Annotated in this window: 34 protein-coding genes and 5 pseudogenes; 20 read left to right on the top strand and 19 right to left on the bottom strand. The window is 61.9% G+C overall.

Features of this window, described 5'->3' with window-relative positions; genetic code table 11:
* Positions 1-5 precede the first annotated feature (5 nt).
* The 3 genes and pseudogenes from DDZ14_RS13915 to DDZ14_RS13905 form a co-directional block, all read left to right on the top strand.
* Positions 6-664: pseudogene (locus tag DDZ14_RS13915) on the top strand (heavy metal translocating P-type ATPase); the annotation flags it as partial.
* Positions 665-728: 64 nt separating this feature from the next.
* Positions 729-1,661: pseudogene (locus tag DDZ14_RS13910) on the top strand (IS5 family transposase).
* Positions 1,662-1,761: 100 nt separating this feature from the next.
* A complete protein-coding gene (locus tag DDZ14_RS13905) occupies positions 1,762-2,172 on the top strand; it encodes a thermonuclease family protein (protein WP_158275534.1) in 411 nt (136 codons plus the stop codon).
* Between the two features lie 17 nt (positions 2,173-2,189).
* Here the strand turns inward: DDZ14_RS13905 and DDZ14_RS19735 are convergent, their stop codons facing one another.
* Both DDZ14_RS19735 and DDZ14_RS13895 read right to left on the bottom strand, forming a co-directional pair.
* A complete protein-coding gene (locus tag DDZ14_RS19735) occupies positions 2,190-2,342 on the bottom strand; it encodes a hypothetical protein (protein WP_158275533.1) in 153 nt (50 codons plus the stop codon).
* Positions 2,343-2,435: 93 nt separating this feature from the next.
* On the bottom strand, positions 2,436-2,849 hold the full coding sequence (locus tag DDZ14_RS13895) for an Rrf2 family transcriptional regulator (RefSeq protein ID WP_109425581.1): 414 nt from the start codon (positions 2,847-2,849) through the stop codon (positions 2,436-2,438).
* Positions 2,850-3,012: 163 nt separating this feature from the next.
* Between DDZ14_RS13895 and DDZ14_RS13890 the strand changes: the two genes are divergently transcribed.
* From DDZ14_RS13890 to DDZ14_RS20000, 6 genes and pseudogenes are all read left to right on the top strand, one after another.
* Entirely contained in the window at positions 3,013-3,522 is a 510-nt protein-coding gene (locus DDZ14_RS13890) for a hemerythrin domain-containing protein (RefSeq protein ID WP_109425580.1), read from the top strand.
* A 77-nt stretch (positions 3,523-3,599) separates the two neighbouring features.
* Positions 3,600-3,743, top strand: coding sequence for a hypothetical protein (locus DDZ14_RS19730; RefSeq protein ID WP_158275532.1), 144 nt, complete (start codon positions 3,600-3,602; stop codon positions 3,741-3,743).
* Positions 3,740-4,270, top strand: a complete 531-nt coding sequence (locus tag DDZ14_RS13885) for an SCP2 domain-containing protein (protein ID WP_109425579.1) — start codon at positions 3,740-3,742, stop codon at positions 4,268-4,270. Before DDZ14_RS19730 ends, DDZ14_RS13885 begins: the two co-directional genes overlap by 4 nt.
* Positions 4,267-5,265, top strand: a complete 999-nt coding sequence (locus DDZ14_RS13880; RefSeq protein WP_109425578.1) for a peptidase U32 family protein — start codon at positions 4,267-4,269, stop codon at positions 5,263-5,265. The genes DDZ14_RS13885 and DDZ14_RS13880 overlap by 4 nt, the downstream gene beginning before the upstream one ends.
* A gap of 5 nt (positions 5,266-5,270) precedes the next feature.
* Positions 5,271-6,182: a U32 family peptidase gene (locus tag DDZ14_RS13875; RefSeq protein WP_233252588.1), complete on the top strand. Its 912-nt coding sequence runs from the start codon at positions 5,271-5,273 to the stop codon at positions 6,180-6,182.
* Positions 6,183-6,265: 83 nt separating this feature from the next.
* Positions 6,266-6,526, top strand: a pseudogene (locus DDZ14_RS20000) (IS6 family transposase); the annotation flags it as partial.
* A 21-nt stretch (positions 6,527-6,547) separates the two neighbouring features.
* Here the strand turns inward: DDZ14_RS20000 and DDZ14_RS13870 are convergent.
* The 13 genes from DDZ14_RS13870 to DDZ14_RS13815 all read right to left on the bottom strand — a co-directional run bounded on the left by DDZ14_RS13870 (position 6,548) and on the right by DDZ14_RS13815 (position 13,848).
* A complete protein-coding gene (locus DDZ14_RS13870; RefSeq protein ID WP_109425576.1) occupies positions 6,548-7,228 on the bottom strand; it encodes an RNA polymerase sigma factor in 681 nt (226 codons plus the stop codon).
* Between the two features lie 41 nt (positions 7,229-7,269).
* Positions 7,270-7,758, bottom strand: a complete 489-nt coding sequence (locus DDZ14_RS13865) for a plastocyanin/azurin family copper-binding protein (RefSeq protein WP_233252586.1) — start codon at positions 7,756-7,758, stop codon at positions 7,270-7,272.
* A gap of 38 nt (positions 7,759-7,796) precedes the next feature.
* The gene (locus DDZ14_RS13860) at positions 7,797-8,132 is read right to left on the bottom strand and encodes a hypothetical protein (RefSeq protein ID WP_199221349.1); all 336 of its coding nucleotides are present in this window, start codon (positions 8,130-8,132) and stop codon (positions 7,797-7,799) included.
* A 169-nt stretch (positions 8,133-8,301) separates the two neighbouring features.
* Positions 8,302-8,637 carry a DUF6522 family protein gene (locus tag DDZ14_RS13855; protein ID WP_199221348.1) on the bottom strand — a complete coding sequence of 112 codons (336 nt, stop codon included), beginning with the start codon at positions 8,635-8,637 and terminating at the stop codon, positions 8,302-8,304.
* Positions 8,634-8,867 (bottom strand): hexameric tyrosine-coordinated heme protein, encoded by a 234-nt coding sequence (locus tag DDZ14_RS13850; protein ID WP_109425573.1) that lies wholly within the window; start codon positions 8,865-8,867, stop codon positions 8,634-8,636. The genes DDZ14_RS13855 and DDZ14_RS13850 overlap by 4 nt, the downstream gene beginning before the upstream one ends.
* Entirely contained in the window at positions 8,815-9,027 is a 213-nt protein-coding gene (ccoS, locus tag DDZ14_RS13845; RefSeq protein WP_109425572.1) for a cbb3-type cytochrome oxidase assembly protein CcoS, read from the bottom strand. Before ccoS ends, DDZ14_RS13850 begins: the two co-directional genes overlap by 53 nt.
* On the bottom strand, positions 9,024-9,821 hold the full coding sequence (locus DDZ14_RS13840; protein WP_109425571.1) for a DUF2189 domain-containing protein: 798 nt from the start codon (positions 9,819-9,821) through the stop codon (positions 9,024-9,026). The genes ccoS and DDZ14_RS13840 overlap by 4 nt, the downstream gene beginning before the upstream one ends.
* Before the next feature lie 13 nt (positions 9,822-9,834).
* Positions 9,835-9,993 (bottom strand): hypothetical protein, encoded by a 159-nt coding sequence (locus tag DDZ14_RS19725; RefSeq protein ID WP_158275531.1) that lies wholly within the window; start codon positions 9,991-9,993, stop codon positions 9,835-9,837.
* Positions 9,990-10,904 (bottom strand): cytochrome-c oxidase, cbb3-type subunit III, encoded by a 915-nt coding sequence (gene ccoP / locus DDZ14_RS13835; RefSeq protein WP_158275530.1) that lies wholly within the window; start codon positions 10,902-10,904, stop codon positions 9,990-9,992. Before ccoP ends, DDZ14_RS19725 begins: the two co-directional genes overlap by 4 nt.
* Entirely contained in the window at positions 10,897-11,058 is a 162-nt protein-coding gene (locus DDZ14_RS13830) for a cbb3-type cytochrome c oxidase subunit 3 (protein ID WP_109425569.1), read from the bottom strand. The genes ccoP and DDZ14_RS13830 overlap by 8 nt, the downstream gene beginning before the upstream one ends.
* Positions 11,055-11,783, bottom strand: coding sequence for a cytochrome-c oxidase, cbb3-type subunit II (gene ccoO, locus DDZ14_RS13825; RefSeq protein WP_109425568.1), 729 nt, complete (start codon positions 11,781-11,783; stop codon positions 11,055-11,057). Before ccoO ends, DDZ14_RS13830 begins: the two co-directional genes overlap by 4 nt.
* 3 nt (positions 11,784-11,786) lie before the next feature.
* Entirely contained in the window at positions 11,787-13,412 is a 1,626-nt protein-coding gene (ccoN, locus tag DDZ14_RS13820) for a cytochrome-c oxidase, cbb3-type subunit I (protein ID WP_109425567.1), read from the bottom strand.
* A gap of 19 nt (positions 13,413-13,431) precedes the next feature.
* Positions 13,432-13,848, bottom strand: a complete 417-nt coding sequence (locus tag DDZ14_RS13815; protein WP_109425566.1) for an Rrf2 family transcriptional regulator — start codon at positions 13,846-13,848, stop codon at positions 13,432-13,434.
* Between the two features lie 86 nt (positions 13,849-13,934).
* Between DDZ14_RS13815 and DDZ14_RS13810 the strand changes: the two genes are divergently transcribed.
* Genes DDZ14_RS13810 through DDZ14_RS13780 form a run of 7 tightly spaced genes read left to right on the top strand, consistent with a single transcriptional unit; the run spans position 13,935 to position 18,568 of the window.
* Positions 13,935-14,387, top strand: a complete 453-nt coding sequence (locus DDZ14_RS13810) for a group III truncated hemoglobin (protein WP_233252585.1) — start codon at positions 13,935-13,937, stop codon at positions 14,385-14,387.
* Positions 14,388-14,399: 12 nt separating this feature from the next.
* A complete protein-coding gene (locus tag DDZ14_RS13805; RefSeq protein ID WP_109425564.1) occupies positions 14,400-14,888 on the top strand; it encodes a hemerythrin domain-containing protein in 489 nt (162 codons plus the stop codon).
* Entirely contained in the window at positions 14,881-15,225 is a 345-nt protein-coding gene (locus tag DDZ14_RS13800; RefSeq protein ID WP_109425563.1) for a carboxymuconolactone decarboxylase family protein, read from the top strand. Before DDZ14_RS13805 ends, DDZ14_RS13800 begins: the two co-directional genes overlap by 8 nt.
* Complete coding sequence (locus DDZ14_RS13795) at positions 15,213-15,647, top strand: DUF488 domain-containing protein (protein WP_233252584.1); 435 nt, start codon at positions 15,213-15,215, stop codon at positions 15,645-15,647. Before DDZ14_RS13800 ends, DDZ14_RS13795 begins: the two co-directional genes overlap by 13 nt.
* Positions 15,628-16,668, top strand: coding sequence for a nitronate monooxygenase family protein (locus DDZ14_RS13790; protein ID WP_109425562.1), 1,041 nt, complete (start codon positions 15,628-15,630; stop codon positions 16,666-16,668). The genes DDZ14_RS13795 and DDZ14_RS13790 overlap by 20 nt, the downstream gene beginning before the upstream one ends.
* Positions 16,665-17,372, top strand: coding sequence for a 5-formyltetrahydrofolate cyclo-ligase (locus DDZ14_RS13785; protein WP_109425561.1), 708 nt, complete (start codon positions 16,665-16,667; stop codon positions 17,370-17,372). Before DDZ14_RS13790 ends, DDZ14_RS13785 begins: the two co-directional genes overlap by 4 nt.
* Positions 17,369-18,568, top strand: coding sequence for an NnrS family protein (locus DDZ14_RS13780; RefSeq protein ID WP_199221347.1), 1,200 nt, complete (start codon positions 17,369-17,371; stop codon positions 18,566-18,568). Before DDZ14_RS13785 ends, DDZ14_RS13780 begins: the two co-directional genes overlap by 4 nt.
* A gap of 51 nt (positions 18,569-18,619) precedes the next feature.
* On the opposite strand, the gene DDZ14_RS20265 is transcribed toward DDZ14_RS13780, so the two are convergent.
* Positions 18,620-18,829, bottom strand: coding sequence for a 3-alpha domain-containing protein (locus tag DDZ14_RS20265; RefSeq protein ID WP_109425560.1), 210 nt, complete (start codon positions 18,827-18,829; stop codon positions 18,620-18,622).
* A gap of 47 nt (positions 18,830-18,876) precedes the next feature.
* Here DDZ14_RS20265 and DDZ14_RS13770 point away from each other — a divergent pair, with 47 nt between their 5' ends.
* Positions 18,877-19,575, top strand: a complete 699-nt coding sequence (locus tag DDZ14_RS13770) for a Crp/Fnr family transcriptional regulator (RefSeq protein ID WP_109425559.1) — start codon at positions 18,877-18,879, stop codon at positions 19,573-19,575.
* Positions 19,576-19,663: 88 nt separating this feature from the next.
* Here the strand turns inward: DDZ14_RS13770 and DDZ14_RS13765 are convergent.
* A pseudogene (locus DDZ14_RS13765) lies at positions 19,664-19,963 on the bottom strand (integrase core domain-containing protein); the annotation flags it as partial.
* A 60-nt stretch (positions 19,964-20,023) separates the two neighbouring features.
* Entirely contained in the window at positions 20,024-20,728 is a 705-nt protein-coding gene (locus DDZ14_RS13760) for a Crp/Fnr family transcriptional regulator (RefSeq protein ID WP_109425558.1), read from the bottom strand.
* 266 nt (positions 20,729-20,994) lie between these two features.
* On the opposite strand from DDZ14_RS13760, the gene DDZ14_RS13755 reads away from it, so the two are divergent.
* The 3 genes and pseudogenes from DDZ14_RS13755 to DDZ14_RS13745 all read left to right on the top strand — a co-directional run bounded on the left by DDZ14_RS13755 (position 20,995) and on the right by DDZ14_RS13745 (position 23,020).
* Positions 20,995-21,597 (top strand): DUF6448 family protein, encoded by a 603-nt coding sequence (locus DDZ14_RS13755; protein WP_199221346.1) that lies wholly within the window; start codon positions 20,995-20,997, stop codon positions 21,595-21,597.
* A gap of 116 nt (positions 21,598-21,713) precedes the next feature.
* Positions 21,714-21,869, top strand: a pseudogene (locus DDZ14_RS13750) (IS3 family transposase); the annotation flags it as partial.
* 59 nt (positions 21,870-21,928) lie between these two features.
* Complete coding sequence (locus DDZ14_RS13745; RefSeq protein WP_109425557.1) at positions 21,929-23,020, top strand: IS630 family transposase; 1,092 nt, start codon at positions 21,929-21,931, stop codon at positions 23,018-23,020.
* A gap of 378 nt (positions 23,021-23,398) precedes the next feature.
* Here DDZ14_RS13745 and DDZ14_RS13735 read toward each other — a convergent pair whose 3' ends face one another.
* The gene (locus DDZ14_RS13735; RefSeq protein WP_109425555.1) at positions 23,399-24,523 is read right to left on the bottom strand and encodes an ABC transporter permease; all 1,125 of its coding nucleotides are present in this window, start codon (positions 24,521-24,523) and stop codon (positions 23,399-23,401) included.
* Position 24,524 lies beyond the last annotated feature (1 nt).

Raw genomic sequence — 24,524 nt, 5'->3', positions numbered from 1 at the left:
GCCGCATGGAACAGTCCCGTACCGGTCGCTCCAAGACTGCAATCCTGCTGCTGGCCGTGGCAGGCTTGACTGGTGGACTGGCGTTCTGGTTGGCGGGCCAACCCGATATCGCGAACCTCGTCCGGATCGCAGGAGTCGTTCCTGCGCTGGCCGCACTCGTGGTCGAGATCGTCCGAAGCATCGGGCGCGGCGAGGTCGGCCTCGATATCGTTGCCGCGTTATCCATGTCGGCGGCGCTCGTCTTCGGCGAGACGCTGGCCGCGGCGGTCGTCGCGGTGATGTATTCGGGCGGCACCTTCCTCGAAGCCTTCGCCGAGGCCGTGCCCGTCGTTCCATGCAGGACCTTTTGTCCCGCGTGCCCCGGACTGCGACCCGGCACCGCAACGGCGGGCTGGAGGAGGTGCCACTTGACGAACTCGCACCCGGCGATCGCCTGCTGATCCGGCAGGGCGACGTGGTGCCGGTGGATGGCACGGTGGCCTCCGACACGGCCTTCCTCGACACCTCGGCGCTGACCGGCGAGTCCCTCCCGGTGCGGTTGGCGCGCGGGGCCGACGCCATGAGCGGCTCGACCAACGCGGGCGACGCCTTCGACCTGACGGCGGCCCGAGAGGCGAAGGACAGCACCTATGCCGGGATCGTCGGGCTGGTGGAGGAAGCCCAGGGGCTCTGTTGCATATATCCCTTAAGGGATTCATCTCGGGAATCCAGCGTGGTAGCTGGGATGCATGAGCAGACCGACACCCCCAACCTACAGGACCAGGAACTGGCCGGCCTACAATGAAGCGCTCAACCTCCGAGGCTCGCTGACGATCTAGTTCGACCCCGAGATGATCTGGGAGGCCGCGCCGACAAGTCGACGTGGCCGACAGCAGACGTACAGTGATGCTGCCATTCAGACCTGCCTCTCCATGAAGGTGCTGTTCGGCATGGCGTTGCGGCAGACGACCGGGTTCGTCGAAAGCCTGCTACGCTTGGTTGGCCTCGACTGGACGGTGCCTGAATTCAGCACGCTGTCGGGTCGCCAGAAGACCCTAGCCGTGAACATCCCGTATCGCGATTCCAAGGGCCCGCTGCACCTGCTGATCGACAGCACCGGGATCAAGGTCGAGGGCGAAGGCCAGTGGCACGCACGCAAGCACGGAGGCCCCAAACGGCGGGTCTGGCGCAAGATCCACCTGGGGATCGACGAGCAAACGTTGGAGGTTCGGGCCGTCGAGATTACCGGGAGCCAGATCGGAGATGCGCCGGTGCTGCCCGACCTGCTGGACCAGATCCCGCGAGAGGTCGAGATCGGCAGTGTCACCGCAGACGGCGCCTACGATACCCGCAAGTGCCACGAAGCAATCGCTGACCGCGGGGCCCACGCCGTGATCCCGCCTCGCAGAAACGCGAAGCCATGGAAGGCCGTCACCGCCGGCGCCGTGGCGCGCAACGAGGCCCTGCGCGCTGCCAAATACCTCAGCCGCGCGCTCTGGCGACGATGGAGCGGATACCACCGCCGGAGCCGCGTCGAGACGAAGATGCATTGTGTGAAACTGCTGGACCAGCGCCTCATGGCGCGAGACTTCGATCGCCAGATCGCGGAACTCCAGGTCCGCATCGCCGTCCTGAATGGCTACACCGCGCTCGGCATACCCGTCACTGAAGCCGTGGGATAGGTCTGTCCGGGGAAAGGGGAACCGCGGCCATCACCCGATTTGTGCAACAGAGCCAGTAAAACGCCTGACCTCTAGGGGAAATTCTTGTCCAGGTGAATGCATGACGCGCTGTGTTCTGACCATCCTGCTGAGCGTCTTCATTGCTTTTCCCAGTGTCGCACAAGACCTAAAGGGCAGAGCGCATGTTGTTGATGGCGACACTTTGTGGCTCGGCAACATCAAGGTGAGGCTGAACGGCCTCGACGCTCCCGAGCGCGGTCAACCCCGCTACAGGGCAGCAACAAAGGAGCTGGAGCGGCTTGTGGCCGGTCAGATTGTCCTCTGCAAACTGAATGGCGAAAAGAGCTACGACAGATACATCGGCAGTTGCTTTGTCGGTGACACAGATCTTGCGGCAGCTGTCATCGCCAGCGGTAACGCGCTGGATTGTCCGCGGTATTCTGGCGGACGCTACCGGAAGTACGAGACTTCGGACGCAACGCGATTCATCAGGCAGGCAAGTTACTGCTAGTTTGCCAGTGATCTGGTCTAGGCGGCAATGAAATGGGGGAATTGCTCATCCGACTCCACCGGAGACGGCTCCAGTACCCGCGCCGACATCACCTCCGGCCCTTGCGTGCCGTCCAGGATCGCCACCACAACTTCAGGCGCGATCAACGTCAGCCGGTCAAGACCGTCCATCGCGGCTCCTTAGCACCGGTCTTCAGATCCTCGACCGTCGCCCGTTTGCGCCACTTCGCAACCGTCTTGGGGCTGGATCGTCTTGGTTGCGCGTCATGCTTCGACGGGTCGATAGACGCAATCGGCCAGCGTGCCGCGATTGAGGTCAGCAATGAAGCTGGCTTGGGCTTGGGCCAGCCGCGCCTTCAGTCGGCAGGCGGGCAGCAGTGTGCAGGCTTTGCCGCCGGGTAGGAAGCATTCCACCAGCGCCTGATCCGCCTCCAGCAGAGCCACGACATCGCCGAGGCGGATGTCACCGGGCCGCCGTGCAAGTACGGCGCCGCCGCCACCACCGCGGCGGGTCTCAAGATACCCCCCCGCAGAGAGAGCCGAAATCACCTTGGCCAGATGATTGCGCGAGATGCGGAACTCGTTGGCCAGTTCCGCGGTGGTGAAGGGGCGTTCAGGCTCGCCCGCCATCCGCATGAGCACACGCAGCCCGAAATCGGTGAAGGAGGTGAGGCGCAAGGTCGCGGTCCTGATTTGGTATTTGAGTTACGCATTAGGTCGATGATATGCGCAACTCAGATACCAATTCGTCACGGTCGCATCAAGGACCGAAGACCGGACATGTCGTCGAGATCGAACATACGGGTTCTTACACAAGCGCGCACGTCGGTTGGGCGACGCGATGCCCGACAAGGAGGTTTGGATGATCGAAACTGTCGAATCCCTCGCGCCACAGCCGCCGACACCGACGCTGATCGAACACATCCTTGTGCGCTATCATGAAACGCACCGGCGCGAGTTACCTGAACTGATCGCGCTGGCGCAGAAGGTCGAGACCGTCCACGCCAATGACATCGACGCTCCGCATGGGCTGACGCAGGCGCTCGAGGCTATGATCGCGGACCTTGAGGACCACATGCGCAACGAGGAAGCGGTTGTCTTTCCCGCGCTCGATGCCGGGATGTCCGGGCAAGTGGACGAGTCGATTTCCCTCTTGCGCGATGACCACGCCGGACATGAGGCGGCCTTGAACAGGATCGCAGCGATCACGCACGGGTTCCGGCTGCCTTCCCATGCCTGCGGTTCCTGGATCCGGCTCTATGCCGGCCTGGGCAAGCTGGCCGAAGATCTCGACGAGCACAGGTACCTCGAGAACGACGTGCTCTTCCCCCGTTTCGAGCCCGATATTTGAGCGTATCCGGAACATATGCCTCGCCACCTTCCACGGCGCCCGAGGGCGATCCCGCCTCTTTCGAGCGGACGCCGGCCATGCTGACGCTGCGGCCCGTCACCATCGGCGACGCGCTCACCGCTGCGCAGCCGAAGACGATCCATCCGCAACCCCGTGACATGCCGCTCGGCCTGATCTCGACCGGAACCGGAGTGCATGCAGAACGGGAACTCCGGCCATGAGCGTCAGTGCCGGCGCCTCCACCCTTGCACAGAGGCCCGGACAGGCGGCGGTGTCGCGGCTGGCCTGCTTGCTCGTGCAACCGCTCCTGTCCCGTGTCGTCCGCAAGATCGCGCGCAATCACCTGTCGCTCTTCGCGCGGTTGGGGCCGCACCGATCGACCGACTTCCTGATCGACCCGGTGGAACTGCCCTTTGCCCTCCATCTTCGCCCGGACCCGCAGGCGCTCGTCCTCCGCGCCGTGCCGCGCGATGCCGCGCCCCGCGCCGGCGCGGTTATCCGGGGGCGGTTCCTGCTGCTGCTGGAACTGCTCGACTCGGAGGAGGATGGCGACGCCGCCTTTTTCTCGCGCGATCTGGAGGTTGCGGGCGATACCGAAGCGGTGGTGCGGCTGCGCAATGCGCTGGACGATGTCGATGGTTCGATCGCCGAGGAGACGGCCGAGATTTTCGGGCCGCCCGGTCGCGCGATCCTGGCAAGGCTGCGGCGAGCCTATCCAAGCGAACCGGAAGGACACCCGTTTCCATGAGCAATCCCGAACTGATCTGCCCAGCCGGAACGCCCGCCGCGCTGCGCACCGCCGTCGATGCGGGCGCCGATGCCGTCTATTGCGGCTTTCAGGACGCCACCAACGCGCGGAATTTTCCGGGGCTGAACTTCACCCCGGACGAGTTGCGCGAGTCGGTCGCCCATGCCCACGCCAAGGGCGCCAAGGTTCTGCTGGCGCTCAACACCTATCCGCCGGCGGGCAAGGTCGATCTCTGGCGGCAGGCGGCCGACATCGGCGCACGCCTGGGCGTCGATGCCTTCATCGTCGCGGATATGGGCGTGGCCGACTACATCGCGCGCAGCCATCCCGGTATCCGCCTGCATCTGTCGGTGCAGGCGGCCGCATCGAGCCCCGAGGCGATTCGCTATTACTGTGAACACTTCGGGGTGAAGCGTGTGGTTCTGCCGCGCATCCTGACGATCCCCGAGATCCGCGAAATCCGGAAAGAGATTCCCTGCGAGATCGAGACCTTCATCTTCGGCAATCACGGGCTGATGGTCGAAGGGCGGTGCAGCCTGACCAACTATCTCACCGGGCAATCCACCAACATGGACGGCGTGTGCTCGCCTGCCTCGGACGTGGAGTATGCGCGCCACGGCGACGGGTCGATGTCCTCGCAACTGGCGGGCTTCACCATCGACTGTTTCGGCCCCGGCGAGAAGGCGGGCTATCCCACGATCTGCAAGGGCCGTTACACCGCCCCGCACAGGTCCGAGGGGTATTATGCCTTCGAAGAACCTGTGAGCCTCAATCTCTCGCGGCTCTTGCCCGACCTGATCGACGCGGGCGTCCATGCCTTCAAGATCGAGGGGCGGCAGCGGTCGAAGAGCTATGTGCGCGGCGTGGTCTCGGCCTTCCGCCGGGCGGTGGACGATATCCGGGCGGGGCGGCAGGCGAACATTGCCGATCTGGTCGCGCTGACCGAGGGGCAGAAACAGACCCAGGGCGCCTTCGAGACGAAGAAATGGCGGTGAGAGAGATGACGAAACTGACCCTTGGCCCGATCACCTATCACTGGTCCGCGGACGCGCGGCGCGATTTCTACGCCCGCGTCGCCGACGAAGCCCCGGTGGATGAGGTCTATCTGGGTGAGGTGATTTGCTCCAAGCGCGCGCCCTTTCACGAGGCCGATCTGCCCGCCACGATCGAGCGGCTGGAGCGCGCCGGCAAGACGGTGATCCTGTCGTCGCTGGCCGAGGTCATGCTGAAACGCGAGCGCAAGGCGACCGGGGATCTGTCGGCGATGGAGAGCCCCGAGATCGAGATCAACAATGCTGCCGGCCTGTTTGCGCGGGGCCGCCGCCCGCATCGCATCGGGCCGTTCATGAACGCCTATAACGAGGCGACCATCGCCTGGATGGCCGGGCAGGGCGCGACGCATGTCTGCCTGCCCGGAGAGATGCCCGCCGCGGCCATTGCAGTGGCCGCGCAGGCGGCGCGGGAACTCGGGCTGGGCGTCGAGGTGCAGGTCTTCGGTCGCGCCTCGCTTGCCGTGTCGGCGCGCTGCTACCACGCCCGCGCCCATGGCCGGACCAAGGACAATTGCCAGTTCATCTGCGCGGACGACCCCGACGGGATGCCGCTGCGCACGACAGACGACCGGCCGATCCTGCGGGTGAACGGCATCCAGACCCAGTCAGAGAGCTATATCGACCTGTTGCCTGAAACGGGGCGGCTGGTGGCCGATGGCGTCACGCATCTTCGGCTGATGCCGCAGTCGGTCGATATGGTGGCTGTGGCGTCAGCATTCCGTAATGTGCTGGACGGTACAATTGGGTTAGGCGAGGCGGAAGTCTCGCTGCGTGACCTTTGTAGGGGGGTACGGTTCAGCAACGGGTTCTATCACGGACAAGCCGGCTATCGACGCATTGCCATGGCTGAAACGGCCTGACCGCGCGAAGGAGACTACCCAACGACGGTCTTGTCAGACGGATGGCACTTGATGCGGGCAGGGCAGTTTCCTAGCGTCCGGCCATAACCGAACGCAGCCCATCTCGCTATTTCCGAACTTGCCCAGAGATTACCAGCCTAGCGGTTATGCTTTACATCCGGTTTCCGCTTTCGCTTCACAATGTCGATGACTTGCAGGATGCGGGTGGCGTCGACGTGAGCCACGAATCCGCGCGGTTCTGGTGCCAATGGTTTGGGCCGACATTCGCAGCGGAGATCTGAAACAAACGCGCGCAGCATCTTCGCGCATACTCGAACCGGCGGTGGCATCTTGACGAGATGTTCGGATGGGTTCTGCGAAGAATCCTACACGCCTTTGTTGCCAATAGCACCGGCGCTGGTCAGGCCTTCCACTACCCGATCCGCCATATCCGCGCAGCGTTTCCCATCAAAGGGAAAGATGGCGTCGAAACCACCCTGAACGCGCCGCTCCAACTCGACCTTCAGCCACTTGCGCGCTCGAAAGAGCCGTGTCTTGACAGTAACAGGATTGAGTTCGAGGTCTCTTGCGATCTCCTTGACCGCCATGCCCTCGGTTTCACGCAAGATAAAGACCAGACGCAACTCCGGCGGCAGACTGGCAACCGACTCTTCGAGCAGCCGCCGCAACTGATGGCGCTCAAGTTGGGCCTCTGCGGTTCCTGGCGCCTGACCCGGAAAGGGCAGAACGGACGTGTGATCGCTTTCGTTCACCGTATCGTACTCCTCTTCAGGACGTTCCCGGCGCAGGCGCGTCAAAGCGTTGTTGATCGCGATCCGCGTTATCCAGGTCGAAAATGCGGACCCGCCTCGGAAACTGTCCAGATTCGTGAACGCCGTGAGGTAGGTTTCCTGGATCACATCCTCGGCTTCGGCATCATTTGAGACGATCCCTCGTGCAACTCGGAAGAGCCGCGGATTATTGCGGCGGATCAGTTCACGCACGGCAGCCTCTGATCTCTCCGCGGCAGCCGCCACAAGTTGCGCTTCGGTCGCACCGGGACCCATCCCTCGAGATTGTGCGTGAGTGGGCGCTTTGGGTGCGGGACTCATTGCGCTTCCCTTTGCAGAATTCGGTCCTTCGCAAGTATATCGTCCACCGACGGAAATCCGGCGAGCACTTCGGGGGCCAGATCGTCACTGTCCGGGACCGCTGCCTCCCAGCCTGGGTCGCCGGGGCGCCCCACGACGATCCGGCCAACCATGCCGGCCATTTCGTGCGGAACGCAGTAGTAATCATAGACACCGGGAACCGTCAGCGTGATCTCGAAACTTTCGTCCGGCAGGAGGAATTCGCTGTCCCACGCTTCAGCGCGCCTGGGAATGCGCCGCTGCCTGTCATAGATGTCCGGATGATATGCGGTCGCGGTATGGCTGTTACCGGGGTCGCGGTTCACGAACCTCAGGATCGTTCCGGGAGGAACTGCAATACCAACGGGCGCGAACCAGACGCGCTCGCCCCGTGCCGTGCCCTGCATTTCGATGGTCTCGACCTGAATCGCCCGCGCCGTGCCAGGCAGACCGAGGGTGGCAAGCATGCCACCCCCCGCCGAGAGAAATTCCCTGCGCGCCAGCATCACTCGGCGAGCCTCGACCTGGCGTCTTCGTCATGGAAAAGCACGACATGGGCATGCGGTTTGTCCACACCGGGATGCCCCGCATTGTAATAGATATCGACGGACGACACGGTGTGGTTCCCAACACCCAGTCCATCGTAGGACGTACCGTTCCGCAAATCTTCGAGCGGCGTCATGTAGACCGTGGCGGAGAGTTTCCCGTCATGGTCGTAGGCGAGGAAGGGGCCGGCTGGAAGCGTGTCGGGATTGACGAAGAGCGTTCCAAGACCGGGGATGAATTCCGGCAGCGGCAGGGCATCGCTGACCTGGATGTAGGGCTCACCCGGAGGTGACATCTGCAAAGCCTCCTCATCATGAGCGAAGGCGCTGCTGGCGGAGAATGCAAGGGCGGCGGCAGCCACGAGGCAAGTTGTTCTCATGTCGATTCCTTTCATGTTCTGGCGATCCCGCACTTGCGGGCACCTGTCTCTTTGATGCGCCAGAACCAAAAAGGTTCGCAGATTTCTACAAGTGCCGGCTTTCCTTGTTCTTGGTCACCACCCCAGTACCTTGTTTTGCACGCGGCCGCTGCAGGTTGGCGGCGTTTCGGGAGGCCACCGGAAAGGTGCTCTTTCCCAGTACCGTGCCTTGTCGGTCCACGGTCAGCCGCAATGCTCGGGCGCCGTGGCGGAAGGTGAGCCGCCAACGGCCTTCATCCTCGCCCTGTCCAGCCTCGCAAAGCGAAGTTATCTGACCATCTCGCATGCGCGTCCTGATCTCCCCGGCGGGCATATCGAATGCCGCGGACAGCAGGTTTGCGTCCACGACGAACTCGTCTCCGTTCCACTCGACATCGCTCATGACTTGTCCCGCCAGTGATCATTCGCCGCAGCGACTGTCGCGAAATGTGTCGCAACGACCTGGCTGGCGGCGATCAAGGCATCGGAGTCCTCGGCATATTCGGGCCGCAACTGGTCCCGGACCTCAGCATCGGGTTGCGTCAGCTTTACCGCCACTCGCGCGAGTTTGACCGCGAGTTCATACCCTTCTTCCGGCGTGTCGGTCTTCAATGTTGACAGCCAGCTTGTCATCTTCGTTTCCTTCCGTTTGTGATGGGGTTTCGGGTGAAATGACCCGCCACGCCGCGCCGACGGGATCGTCGAACTGGTCGTTCCTGAGTGCCCAGAAGAACCCGGCGAGTCCGATCAGGCCAAGGCCGATTGATAGTGGAATGAGTAGCAAAAGGCTCACGTCTGCTCTCCCGAGATCGCCTGGTAGGCATGCCAGGTGCCATGACCGATAACCGGAAAAATGACGATCAGCCCTATCAGTCCGGTGAGAGCAGACAACGCCAGTCCCGCGGTGACGATCACGCCCCAGGCCAGCATCGGCCGCAGGTTCTGGGACGTCATGGCAAGACTCATCCCCATCGCGGTCAGCGCATCCGTTTTTCGCGACACGAGCATCGGAATGGAAAAGACGCTGATCGCGAAGGCGAAGGCTGCGAACAGCCCGCCCACCAGCGTGCCCGTCGCGATCAGCGCCCATCCCTGGGGCGTGGTAAATGCGTTGGTCAGCGCATCCGAAGCCCCCGGGAAGGGTTTCAGGCCAAAGAAGAGCGCATATAGAAGGTCCGCGGCCCTGAGCCAGAAGAGTATGAGAAGCCCAAGCAGTAGCCCGGCATAGGCCAGTTGTGCGCCTGAGGCTGGGCGAAACGCCAGCATATTGGCCAGCGCGACGGAGTCGCCTTCGGCCAGGCGGCGGCTCTTTTCGTATAGGCCGATGGCCAGGAACGGCCCAACGATGAGGAAACCCGATACCGCTGGCAGCGCCAAATAAAGCAAGTGGCTGGCATGGAGCACCCAGAGCACCGCATAGGACACCAGGGTAAGAAACAGCCCGTAGGCCAGGCTGGGCCAGGGCGCAACCCGCACGTCGCGCCAACCGCCGCTCAGCCAGCCTAAGGCGGTCCGCGCGGGCAGGTGGCGGGCGTGGGACGACGCAGCGCGGTCCGGTTTGCGAAGGGTTGGCAGTGGTTCGAGCATCACCGGTCTCCTTTCAGCAGGCCCGCTTGGCCGGTGCCGCGCCAAAGGCTGCGGTGCAGGCAGGTTGCGAGCCGAGCGCGACGGACAGCAGATGCGTGTTGGCGCTGACGAAAACCGCGACGACCAGGAGCGCCGCCGCAATGGCCAACCGTTTCTGCGCGCGCAACGTCATTGGGCCACCTCATTGCTGAGTTCGCTCAACTGCGCGACATAGAGCGCCAGCAGATTGATCTGGGCGTCAGACAGCCGGTCGGCCCAAGAGGGCATGACGCCGTGGCGTCCGTGAGTGATGGTATTCAGCACTGTCTGTTCATCCTGCCCATAGATGACCGATCCGTCGGTCAGCGACGGTGCGCCGGTCTCCAGGCCACCCGACCCGTTTTCGCCGTGGCAGGAGGCGCAGTTGTTGGCAAACAGCGCTGCCGCCGGGCTGTGGCGTTTGACAGGACCGTTCGGCAAATCCGCGACAAGTTGCGCAAGCGCGGATCGGTCGCTCCGCTCCATCCAGTCAAATGCCGGCATCTTGGCAAAGCGCGTGTCCGGGTGATCGGAATTGATGCCAAAACGGATCGTTTCGGCGATTGCCTCAGGATCGCCGCTCCACATCCAGTAGCCATCTGAGAGGACCGGAAAGCCCGGACCGCCCTGCCCCGAAACACCATGGCAGGCGGCGCAATTATCTGCAAACAATCGCTCGGCGGCGGGCAGCGCCGCGGCCATCAGGCCTGTGTCCGATTGCAGCGCCGCAAAATTTTCGCCCGTGAAATGCGACATCCAGTCCTGCCGCCCGGCAGCAAGGTCGCGAAACCCCTTGACCGCCTCGACGCCCTGATCGAGCCCGAGAAGTCCGCGCGTATAGTCGCGCCCCGTTGGCCAAGCGGGTAGCAGGATCCAGGTGATGACGGAATAAAGGAAGGTCAGGACAAGAGCCCAGATTACCAGCTTCGGGAAGGCCGTGTTCAACTCGGTAATTCCACCCCAGTCGTGACCGGTGGTTTCATAGCCGGTGACAGGATCGACCTTGCGATTGCCGGTATGAGGGTCGGCGCCGGGCAGTTCCCTGGGGTCCGTTGATTCAGGCATCGCCGTTCCCCTCGCCGAGGATTGACCGGGCCGCCCGGTCATGCGCCGCGCGGCGCGAGGGACTATAGGCCCGAATGACCGCGATGACGAAAATCCCCATCAGCCAGATCAGACCGACCGTCTTGGATAGATAGACAAGCAGATCATGCGTCATTGGTCGCCCTCCGCCAATATCTCGTAGGGGGCTTCGGTCAGTGTCCCAAGCGACTGGAGATAGGCCACAAGCGCGTCCATCTCGGTCAACCGCGACGGATCACCGTCGAACGCGCGAACCGCCACGTTGTTGCCATAACGCTCCAGAACGCCATCGGCACCGTCACTGTCTGGGCGACTCTGGGCCTGCGCGTCAGCCGCTGCTTCTGAAATCATTGGGGCGTTATAAGGCACACCGACGCGGGCCAAGGTGGCGAGCGAGTCACCCAGTAACTTCGTGTCGAGCGACCGGGTCATCCAGGGATAGGCCGGCATGATCGACGCCGGCACCACGCTGCGCGGGTCGATCAGGTGCTGTACATGCCAGTCATCCGAATATTTGCCCCCCAACCGCGCCAGATCCGGGCCAGTGCGCTTCGACCCCCAAAGCATCGGATGATCGTAGGCGCTTTCCGAGGCCAGCGAATAAGGGCCATAGCGGTCCAGTTCGTCGGCGAGACTGCGGACCATCTGGCTGTGGCAGGCGTAACAGCCCTCACGGATGTAAATCTCCCGCCCAGCCAGTTCCAACGGCGTGTGCGGTCGCAGATCGTCAGGAACGTCGACCGTCTCGTCGATGGTAAAAAGCGGTGCGATCTCGACAATGCCGCCGATTGATGCGGCGACGATGATCGCCGCGACCAGCCCCATCGAGACCTTTTCCAGATTGTAATGCAGTTTCAGCATCGCCTACTCAGCCGGTTGCGGGGCGAGGGGGCGGTCGGCTGCCTCGCCCATTGCCGCGCGCATCGTGGCCCGGCAGTTCCACGCGCAGATCACCGCCCCGGTCAGGAATAATGCGCCGCCGATCGTGCGCAGCAGGTAGTAGGGTGCCATCGCCTCGACCGACTCAACGAAGCTGTAGGACAGCGCGCCGTTCTCGTCATAGGCCCGCCACATCAGCCCTTGCGTGATGCCGGCGTTCCACATTGCCACGACGTAGATGAGCGTGCCCGTGACGGCGAGCCAGAAATGCCATTCGATCGCACGCGGCGACGCCATCGCCTCTCGTCCCGAAAGCTGCGGCACCAGGGTGTAGATCGCACCAAAGACGATCATGGCGACCCATCCCAGCGTTCCCGAGTGCACATGCCCCACCGTCCAGTCCGTATAGTGCGACAGCGAATTGACCGGCCGTATCGCGAGAAAGGAACCCTCGAAGGTCGAGAGGCCATAGAACACCGCCGCTACGAACATGAAACGCAGCGTCGCGTCGTCGCGCACTTTGTGCCAGGCGCCGTTCAGAGTGGCGATGGCATTGCCCGCCGATGCCCAGGACGGCACCAGCAGCATCACCGAGAAGGTCATGCCCAGCGTCTGTGCCCAGTAGGGCAGCGCAGTGTAGTGCAAGTGATGCGAGCCGACCCAGATATAAAAGAAGGTGATGCCCCAGAAACTGACGATCGAGAGACGGTAGGACCAGATCGGCCGCCCCGAGCGCACCGGAAGGAAGTAATAGAGCATCCCCAGAAACCCGGCGGTCAGTAAGAAGGCCACCGCGTTATGGCCATACCACCATTGCACCATCGCATCCTGCACGCCCGACCAGACAGGGAAGCTTTCGGCCGCCGTCCAACGGACCGGCAGGGCGAGATTGTTGACGATATGCAGCATCGCCACCACCAGGATGAAAGCCATGTAGTACCAGTTGGCGACGTAGATATGCGGTTCGTTCCGCCGGGCGAGTGTGCGGATGTAGAGTGTGAAATAGGTTACCCAGACCACAACCAGCCAGAGATCGGCATACCACTCCGCCTCGGCATACTCCTTCGACTGGGTGCTGCCCATCAGATAACCCGTGACTGCCCATAGGCAGAACAGGTTGTAGCCCAGAAGAACGAACCACGGGCTGATGGAATCGGCCAAACGCGCACGCGAGGTGCGTTGTAGGACGTGGAAGGAGGTTGCGATCAACGCGTTGCCGCCGAAACCGAAGATGATGCCCGTCGTGTGCACGGGGCGCAGCCGGCCGAAGCTGGTCCAGGGAACGGCGGGCGTCGCTTCGGGCCAGTAGAGCAGGGCCGCGACCCAGACGCCGAAGCCCATGCCAATCATCGCCCAGACAAGTGTCATCATGATACCGAACCGTGTCGGAGCATCGTAGTAACGGGTCATCCGAGCTTTGGGTGGTTCCGGATCGTAGATCGCACTGCCGAGAATAAAGACCAGCCCGAGCCCGAGCGCCAGCGCCATAAAGCCGTGCGCGGCCATCACGCCATGCCGCGCAGCGGCAGCCATTGTCAGTCCCAGCAGGATCAGCAGGACCGACAACAACAAACCGATCTGACGCTCGGAGATGCTCAGTGTGCTGGTCATCGTACTTCGCCTATGCCAATCATGCCGCTGACCGCACCGGCAAGGCGATATCCGCGAGCGTAGAACGGTTCAGGTCCTCCAGAAAACGTGTCTCGGCCTGGCGCAGACGGGCTTTCAGGCGACAGCAACCGTCAATCGTGCACTCGCCACCGTCTGGCCCGAAACACTCGACCAGCGCCTGACCCTGTTCAAGTAGCCGCACTACGTCGCCAAGCCGGATGTTTTCGGGGGCCTTGCACAATGTGGCGCCGCCGCCGCCGCCTCTCCGGGTCTCGACGAACTCACCGCGCGCGAGTTGCTGCATGATTTTCGTCAGATGGTTGCGGGACAGACCGAATTCATCGGCTAGATCGGCGGTCGAGAAGGCCCGTTCCGGCGCGCTTGCCATGCGCATCAGCATGCGCAGACCATAGTCCGTGAAAGATGTTAGACGCATGGGACCTCGTTAAGGATTAAATTGGTATTTACAATACCTATTAACAGATGTAAGCGTGAAATCAAGTCCAAAGCGTCGGAGTGCCCATGTCATCTGTCGAGTTCAGGATCGTCTCCGCCCGACCGGTAATGACGGCCGATCTCATGGCGCGGACGGGACTGAACGAAGAAATATTGACCAATCTCGTGCATTCTTTCTATGAAAAGGTGCGCACGGATGCCGTTCTCGGCCCGGTCTTCGACACGCGGATTGCCGATTGGGGACCGCATCTGGAACGCATGGTGTCGTTCTGGTCCTCGGTCGCGCTCATGACCGGCCGCTATCACGGGGCGCCCGTGCCGGCCCACACCCCGCTTCCGATCAATGCCGCCCATTTTGACCGCTGGCTCGCGCTCTTCCGTGAGACCGCGCATGAGGTTTGCACGCCCGCCGGTGCTGCGCATGTGATCGAGCGCGCCGAACGGATTGCGCGCTCCCTGAACATGGCGGTCGCGCAAGCGCAGGATGTGCCGGACGCCGTTCCACTTATCCGCCGATGAAAGGATGCCCTGATGACCGAAAACGTTCCCATCCACGATCTCGCCGAACTCACGCGTTTCATCGAAACCCGCTATCATGCGCACCATCGCGAGCAGTTGCCGCCACTGGTCGATCTGGCTGAGAAGGTCGAAACCGTTCATTTCGGCGACAAGGATGTCCCCGAGGGTCTTTCCGATCTTCTGCGGCGCATAATCGGCGAGATGGAAGCGCATATGAAGAAGGAGGAGTTGATCCTCTTTCCCGCCATCCGCATCGGAGGCATGCCCGGCATCGAAAACCCGATCGCGGTCATGCGGGCCGATCATGACGACCACGTCCAGGAAGTTGCCGAGATCCGCCGCCTGACCCACGATCTCGCACTACCTGATGGTGCCTGCCGCACATGGGCCGTACTTTATGCCGGTCTCGCCGAGTTCATTTCCGACCTCGAGGAGCATATCCGGCTTGAGAACGACGTGTTGTTTCCTCAATTCGAGACCCAAGGGGCACGTCATGTCTGATCTGCATCTTCCGAAGCCGACCAGGAATCTTGTTGACCGACGTCATGCCTTGGCACCGGACACTGAAGACGTGTTCCGCGCGTTCTCGAAAGCGGTTTTTGCCGAAGGCGCCCTCGATACGCGCACCAAGCAGCTTATCGCCCTGGCGGTTGCGCATGTGACCCAATGCCCGTGGTGCATCGAAGGCCATGTAAAAGCGGCCCGGCGCGAGGGCGCCTCCGGCGAGCAGATCATGGAGGCGATCTGGGTTGCTGCGGAAATGCGCGCCGGCGCGGCCTGGGCGCATTCGCTTAAAGCAGTTGACCTGATCTGCAACGCGGACAAATGGGACAGCTGATGCCGGCAAGACCGCCCGTTCCCGACACCCCCGCCGAGCGCGTCCGCATCAAGCGGGTCTATCGGGCGGCGCGTGTCTCGGACGGCAAGCGGATTCTTGTCGATCGTCTCTGGCCGCGTGGTGTGGCGAAGGATCGCGCCCGGCTCTTCAGCTGGTGCAAGGAGATCGCGCCGAGCAACGATCTGCGGCGCTGGTTCCATAGCCATCCGGATCGGTGGCTGGAATTCAACACGCGCTATCAGGCGGAGCTTGCCGCTAGGGACGATTTGGTCAGGGAACTTGCTGGATATGTACGGGAAGGCGTCGTCACGCTGCTCTACAGTTCGAAGGACGAGGAGCACAACAACGCCATCGTACTGCGGGATTACCTGCGCCGAAGGTTTGAACTGGAGGGGGGCGGACATGACAAAACGACAGCCTGAGGTTTCACTTCACACGCCGCTTTGCGATCTGCTGGGATGCGAGGTGCCCGTTCTGCTTGCCGGGATGGGCGGCGTTTCCCGCTGGGAACTGGCAGCCGCCGTAACCAATGCGGGTGGCTACGGGATACTGGGTATGGTGCGCGAAGACCCGAGCCCGATTGCCGAGGAAGTCACCGCGATGCAGGTCGCAACCGATCGGCCCTTCGCCGTCAACCTCATTCCGGCGGCAACGGAGCCAGGGCTGCTCGATGCCCAGATCGCATGCTGCCTCGATCTTGGCGTATCGGCCTTCTCGTTCTTCTGGGACGTCATGCCGGGTGTCGTCGCGCGCGTGAAACAGGCAGGTTGCCTTGTCCTGCACCAGGTTGGCACGGTCGAGGCGGCGCGAATCGCCGAAGATGCCGGGGCGGATGTGATCATCGCGCAGGGCGTCGAGGCGGGTGGCCATGTGCACGGACGCAGCCGGACCTTTGCTCTGACCGAAGCGATCCTTGCGCAAACAGATCTGCCTGTCGTCGCTTCGGGCGGGATCCCGGACGGCGCGGGCCTTGCCGCTGCGCTGACAATCGGGGCCAGCGGTGTGCAATGCGGGACGGCTTTTCTGGCTACCGAAGAATCCTTCGCTCATCCCTATCACAAGGCCCGCATCGCCGCGGCGAGCGGAAAGGATACGGTCCTGACCGATGTCTTCGTCCTGAACTGGCCCAAGGGTGCGGCGGTGCGGGTGATTGGAAACAGCGTGACCGATGCGCTGAACGGCCATTATCTGGGACACGACCCCGACGCCTTGCCGCGCGAGACCATCGCCTGTGACGACGATCAACCGCGCCTGCGGTTCAGCACGGACTCGCCTTTGCGGAACACGACCGGCGATCTCGAGGCCATGGCGCTCTATGCCGGTCAGGGTGTTGGCACAATCTGCGATATCGTCCCAGGCGCCACGCGCGTTGCGGATATGGTCGCGCAAGCGGAACGTATTCTGGGTGCCGTGGGCTCGAACAACTCCGAGGTAGCGACATGAGCGATGACTTCAAAAACTTCCGCTGCAAGAGCGGGTTTTCCTCGCCGCCGTGCTACGCAGCAGACGTCGCGCCGAATTATTTCGATCCACTGGCCACAGATCCCGAGCAGGCCCGCGACGTCGCGCGCTGGCGCAGGGCCGAACGGACCCGGCTCCGCGCCGAACGGCAGGCAATGCAAGTGGCAGACCGGCAGGCCGCGGGCGCGGCGCTGATAAATCATCTTTGGGTCGTCTTGGAGGAGCGTTTTGGCGGTGCCCGTGGCCAGGTCTTTTCCGCCTATTGGCCGATCAAGGGCGAACCCGACCTGCGCCCGCTGATGACCGAGCTTCACAAGGCCGGCGTCACCGTCGCCCTGCCTCTGGTGGAGACCAAAGCCGCGCCCCTCACATTCCGCCGTTGGACGCCTGAGACGAAGATGGTACGCGGGGACTGGAACATCCCCGTGCCGCCACCCGACGCACCCAAACTGTCGCCCAACATCGCGCTCGCGCCGCTGGTCGGCTGGTCCGCCGAAGGCTACCGGCTCGGCTATGGCGGGGGCTATTTTGACCGCACGCTGGCGGCACTGAAACCACGCCCCTTCGTGATCGGGATCGGCTTCAACGCCGCCCACATCGCGACCATCTTCCCGCAACCTCATGACATCCCCCTCGACCTCATCGTGACCGAGGCCGGGGTGCGGTCCGAACGGACGAAAGAATGACCACCACCGCAGAACAGATGCGCGCGTGGCGCGGACCGGCGATCCTGAGTTTCGGGTTCCGCCCCTTCTTCCTCGGTGCCGGGGTCTGGGCGGCACTCGCGATGGCGGTCTGGATACCCATGCTTTCGGGAGCCGTCGAATTGCCGACACGCTTCGATCCTGTCAACTGGCACTCTCACGAATTCCTCTTCGGCTATCTTACCGCCGTTATCGCGGGCTTTCTCCTGACGGCTGTTCCCAACTGGACCGGGCAGTTGCCGATCGTCGGCTGGTCGCTTGGCGGGCTGTTTGCGCTCTGGATCGGTGGGCGGGTGGCGGTCACCTTCTCGGCCGGCCTGCCGCCCCTTGCCGTGGCGCTCGCCGATCTCGCCATGCCGGTGGCGCTGACCGGTGCCCTCGCGCGCGAGATCATCGTTGGGAAGAACTGGCGCAACCTGATCGTGCTCGCCATGCTTACCGTCTTCACGGTCGCCAATGCGATCTTTCACTGGGAAGCAGCGCAGGGCATTTATGCCGCCCAAGGCTATGGCCTGAGAACCGGTCTTGGCGCGGCGATGATGATGATTGCTGTGATAGGCGGGCGGATCATTCCCTCATTCACTCGAAACTGGCTGGTGCGTCAGGGGCCGGGCCGTCTGCCGGTTCCACCGATGCAGCGCTTCGACAAGGTCGCGCTGCTTGTGTTGCTCGTCGCGCTCGTCTTCTGGATCGCGGCACCCTTCGCGCCGCTGACGGCGGCATTTCTTTTTGTGGCCGGAGGGGGGCAATTCCTCCGGCTGTCCCGTTGGGCAGGCCAACGCATTCTGGCCGAACCGCTTCTATGGGTGCTGCATCTGGGCTTCATTTTCTTGCCGATTGGGGCCTTTGCGCTCGCGACCGCGATCCTTGTCCCGGGCGTCTTTGGTGGCGCTTCGGCACAGCATCTGTGGATGGCCGGCGCAGTCGGCACGACGACCATGGCGGTTATGACGCGCGCCACGCTGGGTCATACCGGTCAGACGCTTAGCGCATGCCGCGGCACCGTCACGCTCTATCTCGCGCTGCTCCTGTCGACCACCGTCCGGCTGGCAGCCGGGCTCTGGCCGGACCAGGCAGGGCTGCTTTACACGCTATCTGGCCTCGCCTGGATCTTCGCCTTTGGCGGCTTCGCGGCTCTCTACGGCCCCGCCCTTTTGCGTCAACGCATAAGGAACTGATCCGGATGGCATGAACCTTTCTTCCGGAGTTTTGAACTGGGGTCGCTAATCCTACACGAACCCGCGGGCGCGTCGAGTTTCGGCCATCCGCGGCCAAGTCTTGGGCAGACCGGGAAGCGAAAGGAATTCCGCCAGCGCCGCGCGGTCGATCGTGTCGCGGTACAACCAGGCGCATTCATATGCGGGTGCATATAAACCTAGTGTCACGCCCAACTCAACTAAGATGACCCGTATATTCCCTTGAGCCCGCGCCGAAACCATAGATACTTTTGAGGTGCAATTTTGCGCGAGCAGAGTCGAGCAATTTGATGAACCCAGATCTATCTGCTGCGGTGGACCGTTGTCCTGTCCTATCTCGCATTGGCCTGATTGGCCGAAGCAAACTGGTCCCTCATGCCAGAATTGTCGAATACGAGCGCGGACGAACACTCTATTCGCACGAAATGCCCGCCGACAGGTGTTTCGTGATCCTGACTGGATGGGTCAAACTCTATCGTGTCCGGCACTCCGGGGACGAGGCGGTGATCCGGATGCAGAGGCAAGGGGAAACCCTTGGGGTCGACGAAGGAATGCGCAATGGGCGATATCGCCATCACGCCAGCGCAGTCTCGCCAAGCAAGGTGCTTGTCTTTCCGGCGCAAATAATGCGCGAAACGCTTGAAGCGGACCCCGAGTTTGGTAAGGCGCTCCTCCATCACCTATTCGATGTCAACGATCAGTTGTATGATCAGATCGAGGCACTTAAATCCCGGAAGGCTATCGAGCGGCTCGCAAATTTCCTGCAGACTCATGCGCGGACACGGAAGGGCAAAACGTTTGTCACGCTTCCATATGACAAGACGACTTTGGCCGCGTATCTCGGGATGCAGCCTGAGAGCCTCTCACGCGCATTGGCACAGCTGTCCGAGTATGGTGTGCGAGTTACGCGCGATCGAATGGAGATAACTGACATTAATGCGCTTCTTGCCCTAACGCACTACGGTAAGGATGGCGTGGGAGTAACCTGACACAGGATTTCCCCTCGGAGAATACGGAGAGGTGGTTCGGTTTGTTCGAACAGTATCGAGCCGTTTGGTAGGTGGATTCCCCGACCGGTTATGCCGCGACCGAGATTGACCGGGGCGTATTGAGATATGCTTGATCCGGCGTCTGCCCGTCCAGCGATGAATACGGTCTCCTTGTGTTGTAGAACGCAAGATACCGGCCGGGACTTTCGCGGGCGGCAGTCACGCTGTCATAGGCGCACAGGTAGGCTTCCTCATATTGGATGGTCCGTCACAGGTGCTCGACAAAGACGTAATAACGCCAAGTCCCCTTGGCATCCATGCTGATCTGGTTCTCGGTGCACTTTAGCGCCGTTATTAAGTCTATGGACGTCAACTGGTTGCCTTGGTCGGCAATTATCGTCGCGCACTCAGCCCGCCCACAATCCGACATTCGCCCCAAGGCTTTCATTCAATCCGAAGGCGCCTCACTGAATCGTTCCAGCGCGTTCATGTCCACGACGCGAATTCGCGTGCGTTCGACTTCGATCGCACCGGCTTTCTCCAACTTTTTCAAGGCTCTCTGGACGACCTCGCGTACTGATCCAATCATTGTCGCAATCTCTTGCTGTGTGATTCTGGCGCAGGCATCTGGTGCGCCTTCGACCATGTCCTCATGCTGACCCACGCAGCCAAGGAGCAGCCGTGCAACCCGTGCAGTGATGTCTCGCATCGCCAGAGCTTCGACCATATGAGCGAGTGCGCGCTGACGCGTTGCCATGAGGCGGGTTGCTGCTAAGGGGACCTCTGGGTGCTGTCGGAACAGGACTCGGAGTGTGGCGCTCGGTATCAGACCGACCGTAACCGGACCGAGAGCCATTGCACTCTCGGCGCTGAGCCCCTCGTCAAGCGCCGCCGCGTCGTTGAATGTTCGTCCTGGTCCCACGACTCTTAGGACCTGTTCGCGCCCGTCCGGCGTTGAGCGATATACTCGCACATGTCCGCTGATTACGAATGAAAGCCCTTCACAGGCCAAACCCTCGATTAGGATTGCCTCTCCCGGAGAATAGCTGCGCGCCCGTACCCGCCGCGTAAGATTAACCAAAGCAGTGTCGTCCAGATTGTCAAAGTAGGGGACCTTCCGAACGATGTCACCAATGGCATTCAGATTCACCATGTGCCTCCTCCATGCGATTGTGAAAGTAATAGACAAAGCTTCCGGTCGCCTTGTCCTGCATCAACTTCTGGTGCCGGATCGACAACTTGTCGGCGTGTCTGACGTCAGCGCCATGCGCTAACCACGGTCCGGGTCACTGAGCTCTTCTGGTCAACCAAATCGAAAAAAATTCCTTATGCGACCTAAGTCGCAGAAACATCGCGTAGCTGTCGTCATCTTGAACAGCAGGCCGGAAACTGATCCGGCAATAACGATGGAGAACCAAGATGAAGACGATGCTCATTGTTGCTGCCCTCATGAGTGGGCTCTTTCTAATTGCCCCCAAGGCGCAAGCCCATTGCGATTCCCTCGGGGGTCCCGTGGCAACTGCCGCCGGAAACTCCCTGCAAACCGGAAACGTCAATTTGGTTTTGCGGTATGTTCCGGTGACAGCAGAAGCAGAGGTGCAAGCGGCTTTCGCGAAATCACGTGCAGTGCGCGCTAAGGGTGGTGTAGCACAGGAACTGGCCGATCGCTTCTTTATAGAGACGGCGGTCCGTCTGCATCGTGACGGCGAAGGGGCCCCATACACCGGGCTGAAAACCGCGGATATGGATTTCGGCCCCGCAATTCCGGCCGCCGAGCGGGCACTCGAGTCCGGTGCGACGGATGCGCTGGAAGAGTTGCTCGTCGAGGAGGTGCGTCACGCGATTCAGGAAAAGTTTCACTTGGTAAAGGCATCCCAGATGGCAGCCGGGAAACCGGAAACGTATGAAGAGGTGGCCGCTGCCCGTGCGCGGGCGAGCGCCGAACTGGAGTTTGTTGGTTTTGTAGAGGAGATATTTCTCTCGACCAAGGCCTCACACATCATGCCGAATAAACCGGATTAGCCGAGCCCATTTCCGTCTATCGTGGCGGGCCCGCTTATTTCTGGACGCAGTGTTATTACTCTCCGATATGCGCCAGCGCAGAAGAGCGCTGGCGCCATTGCTTGAACAGCCAACTGCATCCACAGCACCCGATCTATCTTTATCTGCTGAGGAAGATGGTGATCGACCGGCCGAACGAAGTTTGGTATGCGGACATCACCTTCATCCCAATTGAACGCGGCTTTCTGTATCTGGTGGCGTTCATGGATTGGGCCACAAGGAAAGTGCTGAGCTAGTGTTCGCCACCTGACGGAAGATTCCCGTTCCGGTTCAGATGTGTCATGCTCTGGACATGAGACGTGATGACATCTGCTTGTACCTGAACCCCGGTGACCGTGCGCGGCTCGAAGCCCTGGTCACTGACCGCAACACCCCACGCAAGCTCGTCTGGCGGGCCGAGATCGTTCTGGCGACGGCGGACGGCCATGGCACCAACGAGATCATGCGGCGTGCGACAACGTCGAAGCCCACGGTCTGGCGTTGGCAGGAGCGGTATCTCGACGAGGGCCTGGACGGGCTGAAACGCGACAAGACCCGGCCGTCGCGGGTGCCGCCGCTGGCCCGGGAAACGCGTCTGAAGGTGATCGCCAGGACCGTGCAGGAGACGCCGCCCAATGCCACGCACTGGAGCCGCTCCGCGATGGCCGAGGCCGTGGGCATCTCGCCGTCGAGCGTGGGGCGCATCTGGGCCGAGGCGGGGTTGAAGCCGCATCTGACGCGCGGGTTCAAGGTCTCGAACGATCCGATGTTCGAGGAGAAGGTCTCCGATATCGTCGGGCTCTACCTCGATCCGCCAGAGCGGGCCGTGGTGCTGTGCGTCGATGAGAAGTCGCAAATTCAGGCGCTTGACCGGTCCCAGCCGGGATTGCCGCTCAAGAAGGGTCGCGCGGCCACCATGACCCACGATTACAAGCGCCACGGCACGACCACGCTGTTCGCCGCGCTCGACGTCAAGTCCGGGCTGGTCATCGGAGAATGTCTGCCGCGCCACCGGGCCAAGGAGTTCCTTACCTTCCTGCGCCGCATAGACCGGGCCGTCAGAAATCCTCGCGACGTGCACCTGGTTCTCGACAACTACGCCACGCACAAGACGCCCGACGTCAAAACCTGGCTGGAAAAACACCCACGCTTCAAGCTGCACTTCACGCCAACCAGTGCGTCGTGGCTGAACCTCGTCGAGCGCTTCTTCGCCGAGATCACGTCCAGGCGCATCCGTCGCGGCAGCTACTCCAGCGTCGATGACTTGGAGGCCACCATCTACGACTACCTGCTGCAGCATAACGCGAAACCGAAGCCCTTAATCTGGACCAAGACTGCCGACGATATTCTCACGCGCGAACGCCGCGCGCTGGACAAACTCGACGAAATCCGGGGAAACAGGTAGCAAGCGTCAGACTCAGAACACTAGCGACTATCCAACACGATGCATGCCAACTTCCGTGTCGAGGCGCTGAGAGACGCCATCACCAAGTTTAGCTCGCTCGAGATCGTGAACACCGACCTAGGCAGCCAGATCATCGGATCAGCTTGGATCACGATGCTGGCCGACGCCAGTGTGCGGATGCCTGAAGGTCTTCTTGTCCGCATGCGCTCTCGCTGCCGCCGTCCTGTTCTGGTTATGAACCCTGACCCTGAAGTGAAATCTCCTTACAAGTCAGTTTTTGCTCCCATTCCTTAGCGGAGAGGGCGGGAAGGAGCCGCCAAGGCTGATTGCTCTGGGATTACCCTTCTCACGGGTTCTTCGAAATCGGGCGGAATGTGCTCACCTAACCAGGCTCATAGACCGGCGAAATAGCGCGAGGCTCGCAGCAAAGAAGGCCAACCCCAGCCCGCCCATGAGCGCCAGCTGCACCCAGACGGTGTCCACTCCCGCGCCGCGGAACACTACCGCCTTGGCGAAGGTCAGAAAATGACGTGACGGCAACGCCATTGTCATCTTCTGAGTGATGTCGGGCTGGCTTTCGATCGCGCCCATTCCGCCGGAGAGCATGATGATCGGGATGATCACCATGATGACCAGCAGCGCGAACTGCGCCATGCTGCGTGCCATTGTACCCAGGAACATGCCGATGGCCGCCGCGGCCGCAAGATAGACCGCGGTGCCGGCCAGGAGGAGCGCCAACGACCCCTGCATCGGCACTTGAAGCAATCCCTGAACCACGAAAAGAAGCGATAGCGTAAACGCTGCAAGCACAACGACCACATTGGCCAGCACTTTCGAAAGCGCGATCTCCCACGGTGTCAGCGGCATCACCATGAGATGCTCGATCGTGCCTTGCTCGCGTTCGCGCAGCATTGCCGCACCGGTCAGCACGATGGTCAGCAGCGACAGCTGGTTCAAAAGCGATGAAACGGATTTGAACCAGATCGGATCACCGTTCGGATTGAAGGCCCGGCGCAGTTCCAGCGCTACGGCGGGGTCGGGCGCGTCAGGATTGCCGGTCAGGAAGGTGCGCGTTTCCGAGACCATAATATTGGAGATGTAGTCGGTTCCAAGTTGCGCTTGGCTGACGGCAGTCGCGTCGACCTGAAGTTGGGCCGTGGGCATCAGTCCAGAGATCACATCGGCCTCGAAACCCGGTGGGAAGCCGAGGGTAAACATGATCCGGCCCCTGTCCATCGCCGCCGCGGCCTCGTCGGCACCAAACATAAGCGGCGGCTGGAACCAGGGCGGGTCGAGCGCATCCGCGATCTGCCGGGTGAGAGTGGAGCCATCCTCGTCGACGATGGCGATGGCGGCATTGTAAACCGTGTCGCCGGCCCCGCTTGCTTCGAGGATCACGGCGACGATGAACGACCACAGGATCAGCACAACCATCACGGGATCGCCCAGGACGCTCTTCAACTCCTTTCCGGCAAGCCAGAAGATATTGGAAAGGCAGCGCATC

This window comes from Maritimibacter sp. 55A14, assembly GCF_003122205.1.
Classification (GTDB): Bacteria; Pseudomonadota; Alphaproteobacteria; order Rhodobacterales; family Rhodobacteraceae; genus QEYE01.
This window is presented reverse-complemented; position numbering and strand designations above follow the sequence as displayed.

Bases quoted from the DNA above. Each gene is read 5' to 3' on its own strand.
- DDZ14_RS13865 (WP_233252586.1), bottom strand. From the start codon at position 7,758: ATGCTTGCCACCCTCGGTCTGCCTGGCACGGCGCGGGCGATTCAGGTC.
- DDZ14_RS13815 (WP_109425566.1), bottom strand. From the start codon at position 13,848: ATGCGTCTAACATCTTTCACGGACTATGGTCTGCGCATGCTGATGCGC.
- DDZ14_RS13745 (WP_109425557.1), top strand. From the start codon at position 21,929: ATGAGACGTGATGACATCTGCTTGTACCTGAACCCCGGTGACCGTGCG.
- DDZ14_RS13770 (WP_109425559.1), top strand. From the start codon at position 18,877: ATGAACCCAGATCTATCTGCTGCGGTGGACCGTTGTCCTGTCCTATCT.
- DDZ14_RS13790 (WP_109425562.1), top strand. From the start codon at position 15,628: ATGACAAAACGACAGCCTGAGGTTTCACTTCACACGCCGCTTTGCGAT.
- DDZ14_RS13755 (WP_199221346.1), top strand. From the start codon at position 20,995: ATGAAGACGATGCTCATTGTTGCTGCCCTCATGAGTGGGCTCTTTCTA.
- DDZ14_RS13850 (WP_109425573.1), bottom strand. From the start codon at position 8,867: ATGACAAGCTGGCTGTCAACATTGAAGACCGACACGCCGGAAGAAGGG.
- DDZ14_RS13875 (WP_233252588.1), top strand. From the start codon at position 5,271: ATGACGAAACTGACCCTTGGCCCGATCACCTATCACTGGTCCGCGGAC.
- DDZ14_RS13890 (WP_109425580.1), top strand. From the start codon at position 3,013: ATGCCCGACAAGGAGGTTTGGATGATCGAAACTGTCGAATCCCTCGCG.
- DDZ14_RS13805 (WP_109425564.1), top strand. From the start codon at position 14,400: ATGACCGAAAACGTTCCCATCCACGATCTCGCCGAACTCACGCGTTTC.
- DDZ14_RS13855 (WP_199221348.1), bottom strand. From the start codon at position 8,637: ATGAGCGATGTCGAGTGGAACGGAGACGAGTTCGTCGTGGACGCAAAC.
- DDZ14_RS13785 (WP_109425561.1), top strand. From the start codon at position 16,665: ATGAGCGATGACTTCAAAAACTTCCGCTGCAAGAGCGGGTTTTCCTCG.
- ccoP (WP_158275530.1), bottom strand. From the start codon at position 10,904: ATGCCTGAATCAACGGACCCCAGGGAACTGCCCGGCGCCGACCCTCAT.
- DDZ14_RS13870 (WP_109425576.1), bottom strand. From the start codon at position 7,228: ATGGGTCCCGGTGCGACCGAAGCGCAACTTGTGGCGGCTGCCGCGGAG.
- DDZ14_RS13840 (WP_109425571.1), bottom strand. From the start codon at position 9,821: ATGCTCGAACCACTGCCAACCCTTCGCAAACCGGACCGCGCTGCGTCG.
- DDZ14_RS13760 (WP_109425558.1), bottom strand. From the start codon at position 20,728: ATGGTGAATCTGAATGCCATTGGTGACATCGTTCGGAAGGTCCCCTAC.
- DDZ14_RS13795 (WP_233252584.1), top strand. From the start codon at position 15,213: ATGGGACAGCTGATGCCGGCAAGACCGCCCGTTCCCGACACCCCCGCC.
- DDZ14_RS13830 (WP_109425569.1), bottom strand. From the start codon at position 11,058: ATGACGCATGATCTGCTTGTCTATCTATCCAAGACGGTCGGTCTGATC.
- DDZ14_RS13735 (WP_109425555.1), bottom strand. From the start codon at position 24,523: ATGCGCTGCCTTTCCAATATCTTCTGGCTTGCCGGAAAGGAGTTGAAG.
- DDZ14_RS13780 (WP_199221347.1), top strand. From the start codon at position 17,369: ATGACCACCACCGCAGAACAGATGCGCGCGTGGCGCGGACCGGCGATC.
- DDZ14_RS13860 (WP_199221349.1), bottom strand. From the start codon at position 8,132: ATGTCACCTCCGGGTGAGCCCTACATCCAGGTCAGCGATGCCCTGCCG.
- ccoN (WP_109425567.1), bottom strand. From the start codon at position 13,412: ATGACCAGCACACTGAGCATCTCCGAGCGTCAGATCGGTTTGTTGTTG.
- DDZ14_RS13880 (WP_109425578.1), top strand. From the start codon at position 4,267: ATGAGCAATCCCGAACTGATCTGCCCAGCCGGAACGCCCGCCGCGCTG.
- DDZ14_RS20265 (WP_109425560.1), bottom strand. From the start codon at position 18,829: ATGGTTTCGGCGCGGGCTCAAGGGAATATACGGGTCATCTTAGTTGAG.
- ccoO (WP_109425568.1), bottom strand. From the start codon at position 11,783: ATGCTGAAACTGCATTACAATCTGGAAAAGGTCTCGATGGGGCTGGTC.
- DDZ14_RS13885 (WP_109425579.1), top strand. From the start codon at position 3,740: ATGAGCGTCAGTGCCGGCGCCTCCACCCTTGCACAGAGGCCCGGACAG.
- DDZ14_RS19730 (WP_158275532.1), top strand. From the start codon at position 3,600: ATGCTGACGCTGCGGCCCGTCACCATCGGCGACGCGCTCACCGCTGCG.
- DDZ14_RS13905 (WP_158275534.1), top strand. From the start codon at position 1,762: ATGACGCGCTGTGTTCTGACCATCCTGCTGAGCGTCTTCATTGCTTTT.
- DDZ14_RS19735 (WP_158275533.1), bottom strand. From the start codon at position 2,342: ATGGACGGTCTTGACCGGCTGACGTTGATCGCGCCTGAAGTTGTGGTG.
- DDZ14_RS13800 (WP_109425563.1), top strand. From the start codon at position 14,881: ATGTCTGATCTGCATCTTCCGAAGCCGACCAGGAATCTTGTTGACCGA.
- DDZ14_RS19725 (WP_158275531.1), bottom strand. From the start codon at position 9,993: ATGACGTTGCGCGCGCAGAAACGGTTGGCCATTGCGGCGGCGCTCCTG.
- DDZ14_RS13810 (WP_233252585.1), top strand. From the start codon at position 13,935: ATGTCATCTGTCGAGTTCAGGATCGTCTCCGCCCGACCGGTAATGACG.